A 14,073-nucleotide genomic window follows, 5' to 3' on the forward strand; every position below is an offset into this window, starting at 1 on the left:
CGATAGGGGCGCACTCCACGCCACGTCCGCTTTCGGGCAGTCTGATAAGGGGCACGAGCGCTCGATAGTGGCCGAAAGCGGACCGGCAGCTGTCGGCGTCCAAGCATTGAAAGCGGACGCGTGATAGGCCGGCGTTCGCGCGCCGCGCCCATCCGTGACCGGGTTTGCGTCATGCCCCTTGCGTTGGCCTGGCCCGTAACCAAACCTTTTCCCGGGCGGCGCGGCGTGCTGCCGGGCTCGGGCGGCGGATCACCGTGATCATCTCCTACCAAACGAGGGAACAGCAGGTTCTCTGCTGTAAGATCGATGAGGGCGAGGCGACATTCGGTGCCCCCGCTGCCCAAGCGCTCGTCGCAACGATAGCCGACCTCGAAGCGTTCGAGACGGCGGAAGAGATGGTAGGTTTCTGGCCGGGCGTTAAAATCTCGGGTGACAAGTCTATCGAGGTGGAGATCGGCTCCTACTTCCGTGCGACACTCGTGCCTGCCGGGGTCAGATTCGAGCGCTCCGCCGACGGCGTGCCGAACTGGTCCACGGTCCGGTATCTTAAGCTGGTCGAGCTTGTCAGTTGTCCATGATCCACGAGCAGTCCCTCCAACGCGACTGGTTCTCCAAGCCGGGCGACTCGGTGCTCTCGCTCATGGAGCGACGCAATCTGAGCGCTGTGGACGTGTCCGCTTCGCTGGACGGCGGCATCGAGACGCTGCGTGGGCTGGTCTCGGGCAGCGTCCGGATCGACGGCAAGCTCGCGGACAAGTTGGCCTCGGTCCTCGGGGGCACCCCGGGCTTCTGGCTCAGGCGTCAATCCGGGTACGAGGAAGCGTTGGAGCGGGTCGTCAGCGCCGTCGTGTCAGGCCACTTTGTCGAGTGGCTGGAGCGCGTGCCGATCCCGGGCTCGACCGGGCGGGCGAGAATGACCGAGGGCGAGAAGCGCTCCGCCGTGCGGCAACGACTGGCGTTCTTCAACGTGAACGGGCCAGACGCTTGGGCACGGCGTTACGCCTCGACCAGCGAGACGCGCTTCAGGACGTCAAACTCCTTCTCGTCCAGCGAAGGCGCCACGACCACATGGCTGCGGCTTGGCGAGCTTGAGGCGTCGTTGATCCAAACGGGGTGCTGGGATCCCGACGCGCTGCGCACGCTCGTTCCCGAGATCCGGACCCTCACGAGCATCAGCCAGCCCGCCCGTTTCCTCCCGAGGCTCAGGGCCATGCTCGGCAGCGTCGGGGTGGCCCTGTCGGTCGTACGCGCGCCCGACGGGTGCAGGGCCAGCGGAGCAGCCCGGATGCTCTCGCCGACGAAGGCCATGGTCCTGATGAGCTTTCGGCATCGCTCGGACGACCATTTCTGGTTCACGCTCTTCCATGAGCTCGGTCACCTGCTCCTTCATGCAGGGGCCACGTTCGTCGATGGCGAGGGCACGACCGCCGACGAGCACGAACGCGAGGCGAACGAGTTCGCGCGTGATTGCATCATTCCCGCGAGCCGCCGTGCCGAGTTCGAGGTCCTGCGCCCGGACCGCACCGCAGTGCTGCGGTTCAGCGTATCGGTCGGGATCGCCGCGGGCATAATCGTCGGCCAGATGCAGCATAGCGGGATGATCCCCTACGACCGCCTGAACACCTTGAAGCGGCGTTGGAACTGGGACGACATCCGCGAGGCGCTGCCCTAGCCCTTGAAGTGGACGAACCTGTCGGGGCTCTTCTGCCAATTGCAGAGAGCGTCCTCCATAACCGCCATGCCCACGCCCAGGTCCCGGTCGAGAACGTCGAGCCGCGCCTGCAGCACGTGGAGCGGCGTCGCGCTCCGCGCCTGCCCGTCGAGGAGCAGGCGGGCTCCCATCGCTGGGCCGGTGGCGCCGTCGAGGTAGGCGGACCCGGCCGCTATGGGCGCGATCCGGTATCGACCGATCAGGGAAAGGTAGTCGAAGCGGGCGAGCCGACCGAAGGTCGGCATCGGGAGCTCGCGGTAGAGGACGTCGAAGATGGCGTGGGGGTCGTTGCCGGCCCGCCTGACGACATCGGCGAAAAAGCGGGCGTGACCCGCAGGTCCGATCCATCTCACGTAGCTGTCAACTACCGCGCTCATGGGACGGGAGGCGTTCGGGCGGAGGCTCTCGTACTTGCGGTGGTTGCCGAACTTGCCGCGGATCCCCTGCCAATTCGCAGCGAGCCACGCGTTGAAGGCCGCGGGGTTGCCGCTGACCGTCGCCCAGTCCCACCTTCCCTGTCCGAGCCGACCGTAGACGTCGCGCAAGCGCAGCCAACCGGTATCCACGGGACGCGCGAAGTGGGTCATCAGGAAGACCAGCCAGGCAGCCTCGTCGACGTCGCCGTTCTGCACGTGGTAGGCGACCGCGCGTTCGGCATCGAACCCGGGATCGTTCGGGTCGGCCCGACGGGGATGGATCGGCCCGCGCTGGACGACCTGGTAGTAGCTCTCGCGCCGCAGGCTGGCGATGAACTGCGTGGCGAGGCAGTCGAGCGCCGCGGGCGCCGCGATGCCCGGGAGAGGATGCTGGTGCCGGCTCAGGGAGTTCGCGATGCGCGTCTTCTCCCCGGCCCAGGACGGCCACGTCACTCCGGCTTCCTCCTCGCGTCGACGGGTTCGCGGGGCGACGGTTCCTTGAGCCTCGCTCCCCGGCGGCCCTCAATATAGGCACGATAAGCAGGCTCTTGAAGCTCGGCCTTCAACTCGTCGAGGCGAGCCTCGTCACCTGAGGACCAGAACACCTGCATCATCCGCAGGATGTCGGCCCAGTAAGGTTCCGGCAGGAGTTCGCCGGCGACGACCCGTTCTTTCAATCGGACCCGCCCCTCGGCGGCCACGAGAGCGTCGACATGCTCGAAGGGGTCGCCCTTCGGCATCTCAGGCATTTCGAACGTTCGCTGGTACCCTTCGTCCAGATACTCAAGGAGCGTTTCGTGGCGATCGTCGTAGAAATGCATGCTCCCGACATAGTGTAGGTACTCTCCGAGCTCGACTCCCAGGCGCCTCGCCATCATCTCCTGCAACATCGAGAAGCAGAAGACGTCGTGCGGCAATCCGAGGACGGCGTCGTTAGAGCGCATGTTGACCGACATGTGCAGCGAGCCGTCCCTAAGGTGGAACTGCAGGCTGATCGTGCACGGGGTCTCGGGGTGATGGAACGGCGTGCCGAGATCGGCAGGATAGTCGAGCGCGATGTCCTCGGCGTTGAAGAGCTGGATGACGGCGCGCTTGGACGAGGGCTTGTACCGCAGCAGGCGGATGACGCTATCGACCTGATCGATGCCGTTTCGCATGGCGAAGAGACGGGGGCCGTACCCACCAGGCACAACGCCGTCGACGGCCTCCTTCCTATAGTCGGGGATGTACGGCTCGATGAAATCGAGCCTGTTCGACTGGGTTAGGTACCAGAAGAACTCGCCGAGCGCGCTGAACGGCTTGCCTCGATTCTCGGATCGACTCAAGCGTGCCCTGGGCTTGGCGATGCGGAGCGCGACGCCCAGCATCTCGATCGTTTCGCCACGGGATCCCTTATTACGAGCGCCTTGGTCGAGCAGCCGCCGGTAGAGCTCGATCAGGATGTCGTCGAGGCCTTCGCCGCTGATTTCCACCTTCGGTCACTCCGCTCCGTGCCGGCTTAGACGTACAGGGCCGTCCCCGCTCGCCACCATATACGGGTGCACGTGGAGATGCCGGTAAGCCTCCAGGGCTCCTATCGCGCGCAGATCGTCCCTCGCACTTTCGTCCGGTCTCATTGCGCACCGGGAAATTGGATCGAGGGCAGTCGCCAAGGACACGGGTTGCGGGAAACGTCCGCTCACGGGCCACCTGCCACTCGGCGCTTGTAACGTCCAGTTTCGGAAACGACGAAATCAGCCTTAATGACCGACATGGAGCGCGAAGCCTAAGCTCCGGTTTTGGGCAGCGCGCTGATGTCGGCTTCTGGCGGATTTCGTTGAAAAACCCGCGGCCGATGTGGATCGAGTGCCGAGCGGATGAGCGCTTCTGTCCGGCGTGACGGCGATCCCGGCCGATCAGGCCAGGCTCAGCTGCTGCAGCGGGATCAGCTTGGCGAGCTTCCTGAGGTTCTGGGCCGCCGCGGCGAGGTGGAACTCGTCCCGGGCCCCGTTCGGTCCCCGTAGCCGGAGCCGATCCAGCTTCAGGATGCGCTTGAGGTGGGCAAACAGCATCTCGACCTTCTTGCGCTCGCGCCGCGAGGTGCGGCCCTCCTCCGAGGCACAGATATCGCGCGCCATTTGCCGGGCCCCTTCGTGGACCGAGCGCGGGATCTTGCGAGCGGGGGTGTTGGGGCAGCATTGCAGCTTCAGCGGACAGGGACCGCAGTCGCGCTTGCTGGCGCGGTAGCGCATCATGCCATCGTCATCGACGAGCGGGAGCGGCGTCCGGTAAACTCTCTGGCGTGGCCGAAGCGGTTTGCCGGCCGGGCAGGTGTAGGCATCGGCTTCCGGGTCGTAGGTGAAGGCTGAGCGGCTGAAGGTGCCGTCGCTGCGCTCCGACTTGTCGAAGACGGGGATGTGCGGTTCGATCCCACGCTCGTGCACAAGCCAAGCAAGGTGCTCGGCCGATCCGTAGGCACTGTCAGCGGCAAGCCGAGCTGGCCACAGCCCGAACCGGTCCTGCGTACGCGCGATCATGGTGCGGGATGCGCCGACCTCGGCCTGTCTGATGGCGCGGCTGGCCTCGACATCGACGATCACGGCGTGATCAAGGTCGATCAGGTAGTTGGTGGCGTAGGCGAAGAAGGCATGGCCCTTCATCGCGCCTGTCCACTGCGCCGCCGGATCGGAGCGCGAGACGAACTTCGGCGTGGTCTCGCTCGCGGCGCCCCAGGCGGCTTCATCGAGGGTTTCGAGGTATTCGCGCACCGACCGACGGGTCCGGGCGAGGTCGTCCCACTCGACGGCCTCTGAGGCGTCCGCGGCGCGCTGCTTGTTGGCATCAGCCCGGATCAGGCTGGCGTCGACCGCAAAACCCTCACCGCCGACGAGACCCTCGTCGATGCAGCGCTGCACGGTGGCCTCGAACACCTCGCGCAACAGGTCGCTGTCACGGAAGCGGCCGTGCCGGTTCTTCGAGAAGGTGGAGTGGTCCGGCACCCGGCCATCGAGCCCGAGCCGGCAGAACCAGCGGTAGGCGAGGTTGAGATGGACCTCCTGGCACAGGCGCCGCTCGGAGCGAATGCCGAGGCAGTAGCCGATGAGCAGCATGCGGATCATCAGCTCGGGATCGACGGAGGGGCGGCCTGTGGAGGCGTAGAACGGTGCCAACGCGCGGCGCAGGTCGCTGAGATCGACGAAGCGGTCGATGGAGCGCAAGAGATGGTCGGCGGGAACGTGGGTGTCGAGCGAGAACTCGTAGAACAGAGCGCCCTGCTCGACTTGCCGAGGTCCCATCATCTGCGTCGATCCCCGCCTCACAACGGCAGTGAATCACCTCAGATATGCCGCTGCAACAGCCGAGTTTTTCAACAAAATCGGCGCGTTGCAGTCCAGACGGCGTGCGATGTCCTGACCTAGACCAGACGGCGCCGCCGTTCACGAAAATGCCGATTGGCTGCAAAGCGGAATGACTGACCAGGGTTGTAGCTGCCAGTCTGCGTTTCGCACCTAAACCGTCTCCGACCGGTACAACAGCCTTAATGAGCGGTCAGGACTGTGAGGAAGCTGCTGGCTCGCGCGGTTTCAGGCAGCGGATCGCGATAAGCCGCAAAGAGATTTTTGCTGAGTTCGATGCCTGCCACAGGCAATGCGGCCAGCACTCCGCTCCGCACTTCATCTTGAACCGAGCAAGCCATGACAATCGAGATCCCCAGTCTGGCCCGCACTGCGCGCTTCACCGCTTCCGTGCTGCCGAGCTGCCGGTCGAGGCGGAAGCCTGCACCGACCGCACCGAGGGCCTCGCGAAGAACACGTCCCGTCCCGCTTCCCGGCTCGCCTCCGAGCAGCGATGCGCCGGTCAGATCCTGTGGCGTCAGATGCGCCCGTCCAGCCCACCGATGGTCGGGATCCACGATGACAACGAGCGGTTCGCGACGCCATACGTGGGCATCCAGACCGGTTCGCGGCTCCCACCATTCCAGCAGTGCAACATCGATCTCGCCAGCTTCGAGCCGGGCGATGAGGTGAGGGTTGGTGGCAATTTCCGCGTCCGCGGTCGCGGCGTGCGTTTCCTCGTAGCGTCGCAGGATCTCCGGCATGAGGAAGGTGCCGATATTGCCTGAAGCGCCGATCGCGAGCCGGCTTCCCGCAACCGCCTCCTCCGCGCGTCGGCTGGCGCGGACCAACGCCTCTGCATGAGGGAGCAGGGCTCGTCCCTGGGGTGTCGGGCGACACCCCGCTGGATCGCGCTCGACGAGTGTCGCCCGCAGCGCCGTCTCCAGCTTGCGCACATGCTGAGAGACCGTCGGCTGGGACAGGTTGAGATACCGGCCAGCCGCGTGGAAGCTGCCCGTCGCCAGGACCGCTAGGAGCGTCTCCACGTATTGGAGGTTCAGCACCGGCGTCTTGCCACCCCCTCCGCGCTCAGTTCGCGCCATCGAACCCGCGCAGGCTATCGGGGTGGTTGATCGCGTCCGCGGGCACCAAGCCCTTTAGGGCGTCGAGAAGGTTATGGGCCGCCGCCGCCTCGATCCGGCGGCGCGTGTCGACGACACCCGAGCCGAGGTGCGGCGTGAACAGCGTTCGGTCCTCGTCCGTGAGCAGTCCGGGTGCGATGCGCCGCGGACGGTCGTCCAGTGCCCAATCCTCCATCTCGAAGACGTCGGCCGCGTAGCCCCCGAGGCGGCCTTCCGCGAGGGCCTCGGCCACGGCTGCTTCGTCCACGACCGAGCCACGACCGGCGTTGACGATCCGCAGTCCGGGGCTGGCTGCGGCGAGTGCGGCGGCATCGAGCATGTGGCGCGTGTCCGGTGTCAGGGGAAGCGCCAGGATTAACAAGTCGCTTCGACCCACCAGCGTGTCCCAGGATACGCGGCAAGCGCCGAGTTCCGCCTCAGCGGAAGCCGGAAGCGCCTGCTCATCAAAGTAGAGGAGTTCGCGTGCGCCGAAGCCCTTCAGCCTGCGCGTGATCGCCCGGCCCACCTTCCCCATTCCGGCAACGCCGACGACACTGCCGTACAGGCCGCTGCCGTACAGCCTCGGTCGCCAGCCGTCGAAGCTGGCCCGCACCGCCCGGTCGCCGGCCACCACGTTGCGGCACAGGCCGATGGCCAGGCCGACCGCCAACTCGGCCGTCGGCTCGGTCAGGAGGTCGGGAACGGCGGTGAGCCAGATGCCGGACCGTGTGCAGGCCTCTACATCGAAGTTGTCCCAACCCTTCAGCGCGCACGCAACCACCTTCAGGCGCGGGCAGGCCTCCAGGAAGCCGGCATCCACGCAGTCGGTCATGAAGGCCAGCAGGGCGTCCGCGTCCGAGCAGCGAGCGCGGACCTCTGCCACGGGCCAGGGCTCGGGGCCTGGGTTGATGTCGACGTCGCAGAGTTCCTCCAGGATCTCGCGGGTCTCAGGGAAAACGGGGTTCGTGACGACGACCTTGAAACGCATGGTGCTTCTCACTTGAGCCGGCGGCGCAGAGCCCCGCCCAGGGCGTCGACGAGCGTCACGGCAGCCAGGATGCAAAGCATGATGGCTGCGACCTGATCGTATTGGAGCAGGCGTAGGGAGGCGATGAGTTCGAAGCCGATGCCGCCCGCGCCGACGACGCCGAGCACCGTGGAGGCCCGGAAGTTGTATTCCCAGCGATAGAGTGTCGTGTCGGTGAGCTGCGGCAGGACCTGGGGCAGCACGGCATGCGTGACGACCTGAAGGGGCGAAGCGCCGGCCGCTCGTGCCGCCTCGATCGGCTTGTGGTCCACGTGCTCGATCGCTTCGGCGAAGAACTTGCCGACCATTCCGGTGGAATGCAGGCCCAGCGCCAGAACGCCCGGCAGCGCGCCGAATCCGACGGCCGCGACGAAGAAGATACCCATGATCAGTTCGGGGACCGACCGAAGCGCGTTGAGCAGCAGCCGGAACGCGCCGTAGACGAACGGGTGCGGACTCGTGTTGGGGGCAGCCAGCAGCCCGAGCGGCAGGGACAAGGTCACGGCGAGCACCGTGCCGGCCACGCTCATCGCGAGCGTGTCGACGATGGGTCCCACCCACGAGCGCCATCGCGTGAAGTCGGGCGGGGTCATCTCACCGAGAAGCTGCGCCATCGCGGGCGCGCCTTCGGCGAGGCGCCCCGGATCGAGAAGTCCCACCTTCCAGAGGCAGGCGAGGATCGCGGCGGCAGCCGGCAGGGCAACCATGAGCCGGCGGACCGACGCGCCACGGGCCCGTCCGAGAATGGCGTCATAGCCGTCGGCGGCACCGACCGCCGACGCAAGTGAGGGCGCTCGAGCCATCGCTCAGCCCTTCACCTTCGTCAAGTCGATGTTGAGGAGCTTGGCCGTCTCCCGAAGCACGTCGTAGTCCGCGTCCGTGATGGGGGCGAAGGACTCGGCCTTGAACGGCTTGAGGATCACTGGATCCCTGATCTCTAGGAAAGCGGCCTTGATCTTCTCCTTGAGGTCCGGCGCGAGGTCGCCACGCACCGTCCAGGGATAGTTCGGGATCGGTCGGCTCTCCGCCACGACCTTGATCTTGGCCGGATCGATGCTCTTCTTCTCGACGAGGGCGGTGAAGATGGGCCGGCTGAGACCGCCGGCCTGCACATGGCCTGCCTGTACGGCCCGCGCGACGGCATCATGGGTGCCGAGATGCTGAAAGCCGTAGTCCTGACCGGCTTCGAGGCCAGCGTTCTTGAGCAGGGCCCGAGGGATGAGGTGGCTTGATGTGGACGCCGTGTCACCGAAGCCGACCGTCTTGCCCTTCACGTCGTCCGCTCGCGCGATGCCTGCGGCCACGTTGGCGATCAGGTAGCTGGTGTAGGTCGGCTGCCCGCCCGACACGAGTGCCGCGAACGGTTCGATTTCCGGCGAACGGCTCTTCGCGAGGACGTAGGAGAGCGGCCCGAAATAGGCGAGGTCGATACGCTTGAAGCGCATGGCCTCGATCATGGAAGAATAGTCGGTCGTGACCACGAGTTCGATGCGCTTATTGAGCCCCTGTTCAAGGTAGCTCTTCAGGCCCTGGTTGTTCTGGATGATCGTCGATGCGCTCTCGTCGGGCAGCAGCGCGACCTTGAGCGTGTCGGGATTCGCGCCCTGAGCCAGCGACGGTCCGGCACGCAGGACGGCGCTCAGCGCCAAGCCGGCGCCGAAGGTACGTCTCGAAATCATGATGGCTTTCCTTCAGACTGTTCGGGAGGCGTAGATCGCGGCCCGCCGCGCACGAGGAGCTTCGACGATGTCGACCGAGACCTCGGCGGGCCGTGCGCCGTAGATTCGCGACAGGACGCCGTCGCAGAGACGGGCTGGCGGGCCGTCGAAGACCACCTCGCCTCCACGGACCCCGACGACCCGGTCAGCGAAGTGCCGGGCCAGATCGACTTGGTGCAGGCTCACCACGGCTGAGATGCCGTCCGTCCGACAGATGCTGCGGAGGAGATCGAGCACCCGCGTCGCCGTCGCCGGGTCGAGGCTGGCTACCGGTTCATCGGCGAGGATGAGCCGGGGCCGCTGTGCAACCGCGCGCGCGATGCCCACCCGCTGCTGCTGCCCGCCGGAGAGCAGGTCCACGCGGGTGAGGGCGCGATCGAGAAGATCTACGCGCTCTAGCGCCTCCAATCCGAAACGTTGATCGCTCCGCGACGGAGGCCAGAGCGAGCGCAGGGTGCTCTGATGGCCGAGCCGGCCCATCAGGACGTTCGCGAGCGCGGTCAGGCGGCCGATCAGATGGTGGTGCTGGAAGACCATCCCGGTCACCGCCCGGTGGCGGCGCAGCGTGGCGCGGCTCGCGGCGATGTCTCCTACTCCAGGGGCGGAAACTCGGCCGTTCGTTGGGCGGACGAGGCCGTTTAGGCAACGCAGGAGCGTCGACTTGCCGGCACCAGACGGTCCCAGCAGGACCGCGAACTCGCCTTCGCGAAAAGTCAGAGTTGTCGGTCGCAACGCCTTGATGCCACCAGGATACGCGACTTCCAAGCTTTCAAGGGCCAGCATTCCGCACCCATTCGAAAATCCAATCGAAACCCCCGATTGATTGCGAATGTGAGTAGCGGGGCGACATGAAGAACGGATGACATTGTGCGCCCCCCAACGCTACGGTGCTGCCTCGAACGAAACTCTGTGCGCTGCTCGGCCACCGAGTGTCCTGTGTGGATGGCTCCCGCATTGCAAGTGGCGAATCGAGCTTCTGGCGCGTTGGTCGGGTGCAGTCTTGTGTCCGGCCTGTTGATGCAGTCGTGCATGTTGACTGCTGGCCCTGATGGTATCCGCGAGCTGGGTCCCACTCTGCTTAGCGGGCTATGACGCCCTGGACATTCGGCGGGGTGTCCCGGCTCCCGGTCTGACCGGTTCGCCATCAACTCTCATCGTCCTCGCAACCTGGCAAAGTCTCCTCGCCGTGCTGTCAGGCGGCCATGGCCGCTGGTGCGCGGTAGGTGCCACCGCGGGTCATGATCGCCCAGGCGACCCGCGCCGTGCGATTGGCCGCCGCAACAGTCACCACGCGCACCGGCTTGCGCTGCAGCAGCGCCGGCAGCCGCGGGTCGACCGAAGTCGGCGTCGCCTTCGCGCGCCGGATCAGAGAGGTCATGCCGACCACGAGCAGGCGGCGCAGGTAACGGTCGCCCATGCGCGAGATCCGACCCAGGCGCTCCTTGCCGCCGCTGCAGTTCTGCAGCGGTGTCAGACCCAACGAGGCCGCGAACTGCCGACCGGAGCGGAAGCGCTCGGGCTCGCTCACCGAGGCGGCCAGCGCGGTCGCCGAGACGATGCCGACACCCGGGATCGTCGCCAGGCGCTGTGACAGGTCGCAGTCCCGATGCCAGGCCAGCAACTCCTTCTCCAGCCGGGTGAGCTGGATCTGCACGGCGCCGATCTGATCGGCCAGCCCATTCACTACGCGCTGGGCCAGGGGCGGCACCTCGGCCGCGTCTCCGGCTGAGAGCCGAGCTGCCAGTTCGAGCGCATGGCGCAGGCCCCGCGCCATCTCGATCCCGAACTCGGCGAGCAGACCGCGGATCATGTTCACCAGCTGCGTGCGTTGCTTGACCAGCAGGTCGCGCGTCCGGTGCAGGGCCAGCGCCGCCTGCTGCTCGGTCGACTTCACCGGCACGAAGCGCATGCTCGGGCGTGTCACCGCCTCGCAGATGGCAGCGGCATCATTCGCATCGGTTTTGCCGCGCTTGACGTACGGCTTCACGTAAGCTGGCGGCATCAGCCGCACGTCATGGCCGAGCCTCATGAGTTCCCGGGCCCAATGGTGCGCTGTGCCGCACGCCTCCATGCCGACCAGGCAGCGCGGCAGCTTGGCGAAGAACGGCACGACCTGCGCCCGCCTCAGAGCCTTGCGAACGACGACGTGCCCAGCTGCGTCGACGGCGTGAACCTGGAAGATGCTCTTGGCTAGATCGATGCCGACGGTGATGATCTCCATGGGGATGGCTCCTGCATCTGCGTGGCTGCTTCGACAGCAACCACATCCTGGCACTCAGATGCCGTCAGTCGGAGCGGGAGCCATCCACCCCATCTGCTTTGAAAGCAAAAGCGGCGGCCATCACATCAGGGTATGCCGGCCCGCCGACGCTACTGCGGAAGTGGCTAGCCGAAGCGGAATGAGGCGGCATGCATCGCGCCATCCCAGCATAGGAACGTCGCTTCCCTATACGGCTTTGCCGACGAGGTGGCCGATGCCGGCCGTGACGGCCATCGCGGCGGCGCCCCAGAAGGCCACCCGCGCGGTCGCCCGCGGGATGGCGGCGCCCCCAGCCTTGGCCCCAAGCGCGCCGAGTACCGCCAGGAACACCAGCGAAGCGGCGGATACCGAGTAGACGACGATGTTAGCCGGTGAGAGCGCGGCCACGAGCAGCGGCAGAGCCGCCCCGGCCGAGAACGTCGCCGCCGACGTCAGGGCCGCTTGGATCGGGCGCGCCGTGGTAAATTCGGAGATGCCGAGCTCGTCCCGGGCATGGGCGCCGAGCGCGTCCTTCGCCATGAGTTGGTCCGCGACCCTGAGGGCAAGGTCGTGGTCGAGACCGCGGGCGACGTAGATTCCCGCAAGTTCCTCACGCTCGGCCGCAGGGTCCTCAGCGAGCTCGCGTCGTTCCCTTGCGAGATCGGCTTGTTCGGTATCGGATTGCGAACTCACCGAGACGTACTCGCCGGCCGCCATCGACATCGCCCCGGCGACTAGACCGGCCGTCCCGGCGACGAGGATCTCCCCGGAGGCTGCGGCGGACGCGGCGACGCCGACAATGAGGCTCGCCGTCGAGACGAGGCCGTCGTTGGCGCCGAGGACGGCGGCACGCAGCCAGCCCACACGGTCGATGAGGTGGTTTTCCTTATGGGACGCACGCATCGTACTCAGGATCTCTCGTATGGGGCGGAAGAAGCGCGTCCCGGGAGGATGCGACGCAGTACGGCGTCGTGCCAGAGGTAGTGATGGCCCAGGGCGGCCGCGGCGTGGAAGGCGGCGACCGCCATCAGGACGTTGGCAGCGAGCCCGTGCCAGTGGGTCAGCGGCCGGCGCCATTCCGGGTCGCCGAGGGCCGGCAGAGCGAGCGGGCCGATCAACGTGACACCGCGCACGAAGGCATTCGCGATCCCAAGGCCCGCGATGACCAGGAGCAATAGGTAGAGCGCAAGATGGGTCGCCTTGGCGAGAACATGCAGGGGGCCTGGATCATCGACCGGAAGCTGACGCCCTTTCGTTTGCCGCCAGATCAGCAACATGACGATGACACCGGTGAACGCAAAGCCCAGGACGAAGTGGGCGGACCAGATCCCGGAACGGAGAGTGCCCTTGGGCACAAGGTCTTCCAGCAAGGTGCCGATGAGCCATAGGACCAGCACTAGGCCGCCCGTGAGCAAGTGCAGGGCGATAGTGGTTCCGTCGTAGGACGTCTCTCGTGAGCTCGTGTCGTATCCGGTCTCATACGGCGCACGCCCCAAACTTGGATGGCAGGGGCGTGTGCCCGGTGCATCAGGGCTTCGAAGGTGCCTGCGGCGCAAGGTCGATGGGCTTGTTGTCGTTGAGGTCCCAGCCCGTGTTCGGATCGGTCTTGGTGCGCTGGACCTGGGCGCGCATCTGCCACTGGTACTTGGCGATGCCGTGCTCGACCTCCTGAAGGAGGTTGGACGTCGTCGGGTCGACCTTCTCCGTGGCCTTGATGGCCGCGCTCACCTCCTCGCCGACCCTTTTGTACGCGTTCATGAACCATGACAGGATCTGGGCGTCGTCGAGGAAGCCGCCGGGAATCTCCGAAACGCCAGAGGTCTTCACGATGGTATTGGCGCGGCCGTCGGCCGACGATCCGACGGCGAGCAGGCGCTCGGCGATGGTGTCGGCGTACTTGGACAGGCCCTCGTAGTGCTCCTGCAGAAGCAGGTGCAGCGGGTAGTACAGGGTGCCGGAGGCGTTCCAATGCGCTTGCTTGGTCTGGAGCTGGAGCTGCTGCAGCTCGGTCAGGGTCTGCTGGAGGGCTGCGACATCCTTCTTGATTGCCTCGGCGTCGCCGTCGAGGCCGATAACCGGAAGCGTCGTCATCTCGTTGGTCGGGAAGGCGCCGACCGGCTGCGAGCTGGTCGTCTTGGTCTGCGAGGCGCCACGGACATCGTCGGTGCTTTTGGCGGTCTGCTGATCGGCCTGGGCAAGGTCGATCCGCGAGAGAACCTTCATCGCGCTCGGGGGCGGCGGCGCGAGGGTTGGCGTTCCGTTGGCGAGAACGGGAAGCGGCAGGGCCGTCCCGACAAGGAGCATAGCCGAGAGGAAACGGGCATTCTTCATGGGCAGTTGATCTGATCCTGGTGTGTGCACCGCCCGGGCGAGCGATGAGGACCTGGAAAACGAACGCAGTTTGGAAGCGTTCGAAAATGACATCGAATTTAGGATTTCGCCGCATGCCCCGCGGACATGAGAATGGCGGGGCATCCTACCCTGAATGCCCCGCCATTCGCTCCCCAAGTGGAGTGCGCCCCTATCG

Annotated in this window: 14 protein-coding genes; 2 read left to right on the top strand and 12 right to left on the bottom strand. The window is 66.2% G+C overall.

Going from position 1 to position 14,073, the window contains the following annotated elements:
- Positions 1-254 precede the first annotated feature (254 nt).
- Together MFF04_RS20670 and MFF04_RS20675 are read left to right on the top strand one after the other, a co-directional pair.
- On the top strand, positions 255-578 hold the full coding sequence (locus MFF04_RS20670; RefSeq protein ID WP_017483147.1) for a hypothetical protein: 324 nt from the start codon (positions 255-257) through the stop codon (positions 576-578).
- Positions 575-1,672, top strand: a complete 1,098-nt coding sequence (locus MFF04_RS20675; protein WP_017483146.1) for an ImmA/IrrE family metallo-endopeptidase — start codon at positions 575-577, stop codon at positions 1,670-1,672. Before MFF04_RS20670 ends, MFF04_RS20675 begins: the two co-directional genes overlap by 4 nt.
- Here MFF04_RS20675 and MFF04_RS20680 read toward each other — a convergent pair.
- The 12 genes from MFF04_RS20680 to MFF04_RS20735 form a co-directional block, all read right to left on the bottom strand.
- Positions 1,669-2,580 carry an alpha-glutamyl/putrescinyl thymine pyrophosphorylase clade 3 protein gene (locus tag MFF04_RS20680; RefSeq protein WP_017483145.1) on the bottom strand — a complete coding sequence of 304 codons (912 nt, stop codon included), beginning with the start codon at positions 2,578-2,580 and terminating at the stop codon, positions 1,669-1,671. The genes MFF04_RS20675 and MFF04_RS20680 overlap by 4 nt on opposite strands.
- Positions 2,577-3,599: a thymidylate synthase gene (locus MFF04_RS20685; RefSeq protein WP_017483144.1), complete on the bottom strand. Its 1,023-nt coding sequence runs from the start codon at positions 3,597-3,599 to the stop codon at positions 2,577-2,579. The genes MFF04_RS20680 and MFF04_RS20685 overlap by 4 nt, the downstream gene beginning before the upstream one ends.
- 423 nt (positions 3,600-4,022) lie before the next feature.
- Positions 4,023-5,405 (bottom strand): IS1182 family transposase, encoded by a 1,383-nt coding sequence (locus MFF04_RS20690; protein ID WP_238278736.1) that lies wholly within the window; start codon positions 5,403-5,405, stop codon positions 4,023-4,025.
- A 239-nt stretch (positions 5,406-5,644) separates the two neighbouring features.
- Positions 5,645-6,505 (bottom strand): LysR family transcriptional regulator, encoded by an 861-nt coding sequence (locus MFF04_RS20695; protein ID WP_043376518.1) that lies wholly within the window; start codon positions 6,503-6,505, stop codon positions 5,645-5,647.
- Between the two features lie 25 nt (positions 6,506-6,530).
- Positions 6,531-7,550 carry a phosphonate dehydrogenase gene (locus MFF04_RS20700; protein ID WP_183669216.1) on the bottom strand — a complete coding sequence of 340 codons (1,020 nt, stop codon included), beginning with the start codon at positions 7,548-7,550 and terminating at the stop codon, positions 6,531-6,533.
- Positions 7,551-7,558: 8 nt separating this feature from the next.
- Entirely contained in the window at positions 7,559-8,392 is an 834-nt protein-coding gene (gene phnE / locus MFF04_RS20705; protein ID WP_017483141.1) for a phosphonate ABC transporter, permease protein PhnE, read from the bottom strand.
- Positions 8,393-8,395: 3 nt separating this feature from the next.
- Positions 8,396-9,268, bottom strand: a complete 873-nt coding sequence (phnD, locus tag MFF04_RS20710) for a phosphate/phosphite/phosphonate ABC transporter substrate-binding protein (protein WP_017483140.1) — start codon at positions 9,266-9,268, stop codon at positions 8,396-8,398.
- A gap of 12 nt (positions 9,269-9,280) precedes the next feature.
- Positions 9,281-10,090, bottom strand: a complete 810-nt coding sequence (phnC, locus tag MFF04_RS20715) for a phosphonate ABC transporter ATP-binding protein (protein ID WP_026105332.1) — start codon at positions 10,088-10,090, stop codon at positions 9,281-9,283.
- A 409-nt stretch (positions 10,091-10,499) separates the two neighbouring features.
- Complete coding sequence (locus MFF04_RS20720; protein ID WP_009867220.1) at positions 10,500-11,528, bottom strand: IS110-like element ISMmg2 family transposase; 1,029 nt, start codon at positions 11,526-11,528, stop codon at positions 10,500-10,502.
- A gap of 225 nt (positions 11,529-11,753) precedes the next feature.
- Positions 11,754-12,449, bottom strand: coding sequence for a VIT1/CCC1 transporter family protein (locus MFF04_RS20725; protein ID WP_017483138.1), 696 nt, complete (start codon positions 12,447-12,449; stop codon positions 11,754-11,756).
- 5 nt (positions 12,450-12,454) lie between these two features.
- Positions 12,455-13,042: a cytochrome b gene (locus MFF04_RS20730; RefSeq protein WP_026105331.1), complete on the bottom strand. Its 588-nt coding sequence runs from the start codon at positions 13,040-13,042 to the stop codon at positions 12,455-12,457.
- A gap of 31 nt (positions 13,043-13,073) precedes the next feature.
- Positions 13,074-13,877 (bottom strand): Dps family protein, encoded by an 804-nt coding sequence (locus MFF04_RS20735; protein WP_017483136.1) that lies wholly within the window; start codon positions 13,875-13,877, stop codon positions 13,074-13,076.
- Positions 13,878-14,073: the final 196 nt, after the last annotated feature.

This window comes from Methylobacterium jeotgali, assembly GCF_022179345.1.
In the GTDB taxonomy this organism is placed as follows: Bacteria; Pseudomonadota; Alphaproteobacteria; order Rhizobiales; family Beijerinckiaceae; genus Methylobacterium; species Methylobacterium jeotgali.

What these genes read in the sequence shown, in the direction of transcription:
- MFF04_RS20675 (WP_017483146.1), top strand. Translation starts at nt 575, where the DNA reads ATGATCCACGAGCAGTCCCTCCAACGCGACTGGTTCTCCAAGCCGGGC.
- MFF04_RS20690 (WP_238278736.1), bottom strand. Translation starts at nt 5,405, where the DNA reads ATGATGGGACCTCGGCAAGTCGAGCAGGGCGCTCTGTTCTACGAGTTC.
- MFF04_RS20700 (WP_183669216.1), bottom strand. Translation starts at nt 7,550, where the DNA reads ATGCGTTTCAAGGTCGTCGTCACGAACCCCGTTTTCCCTGAGACCCGC.
- phnE (WP_017483141.1), bottom strand. Translation starts at nt 8,392, where the DNA reads ATGGCTCGAGCGCCCTCACTTGCGTCGGCGGTCGGTGCCGCCGACGGC.
- phnD (WP_017483140.1), bottom strand. Translation starts at nt 9,268, where the DNA reads ATGATTTCGAGACGTACCTTCGGCGCCGGCTTGGCGCTGAGCGCCGTC.
- phnC (WP_026105332.1), bottom strand. Translation starts at nt 10,090, where the DNA reads ATGCTGGCCCTTGAAAGCTTGGAAGTCGCGTATCCTGGTGGCATCAAG.
- MFF04_RS20720 (WP_009867220.1), bottom strand. Translation starts at nt 11,528, where the DNA reads ATGGAGATCATCACCGTCGGCATCGATCTAGCCAAGAGCATCTTCCAG.
- MFF04_RS20725 (WP_017483138.1), bottom strand. Translation starts at nt 12,449, where the DNA reads ATGCGTGCGTCCCATAAGGAAAACCACCTCATCGACCGTGTGGGCTGG.
- MFF04_RS20735 (WP_017483136.1), bottom strand. Translation starts at nt 13,877, where the DNA reads ATGAAGAATGCCCGTTTCCTCTCGGCTATGCTCCTTGTCGGGACGGCC.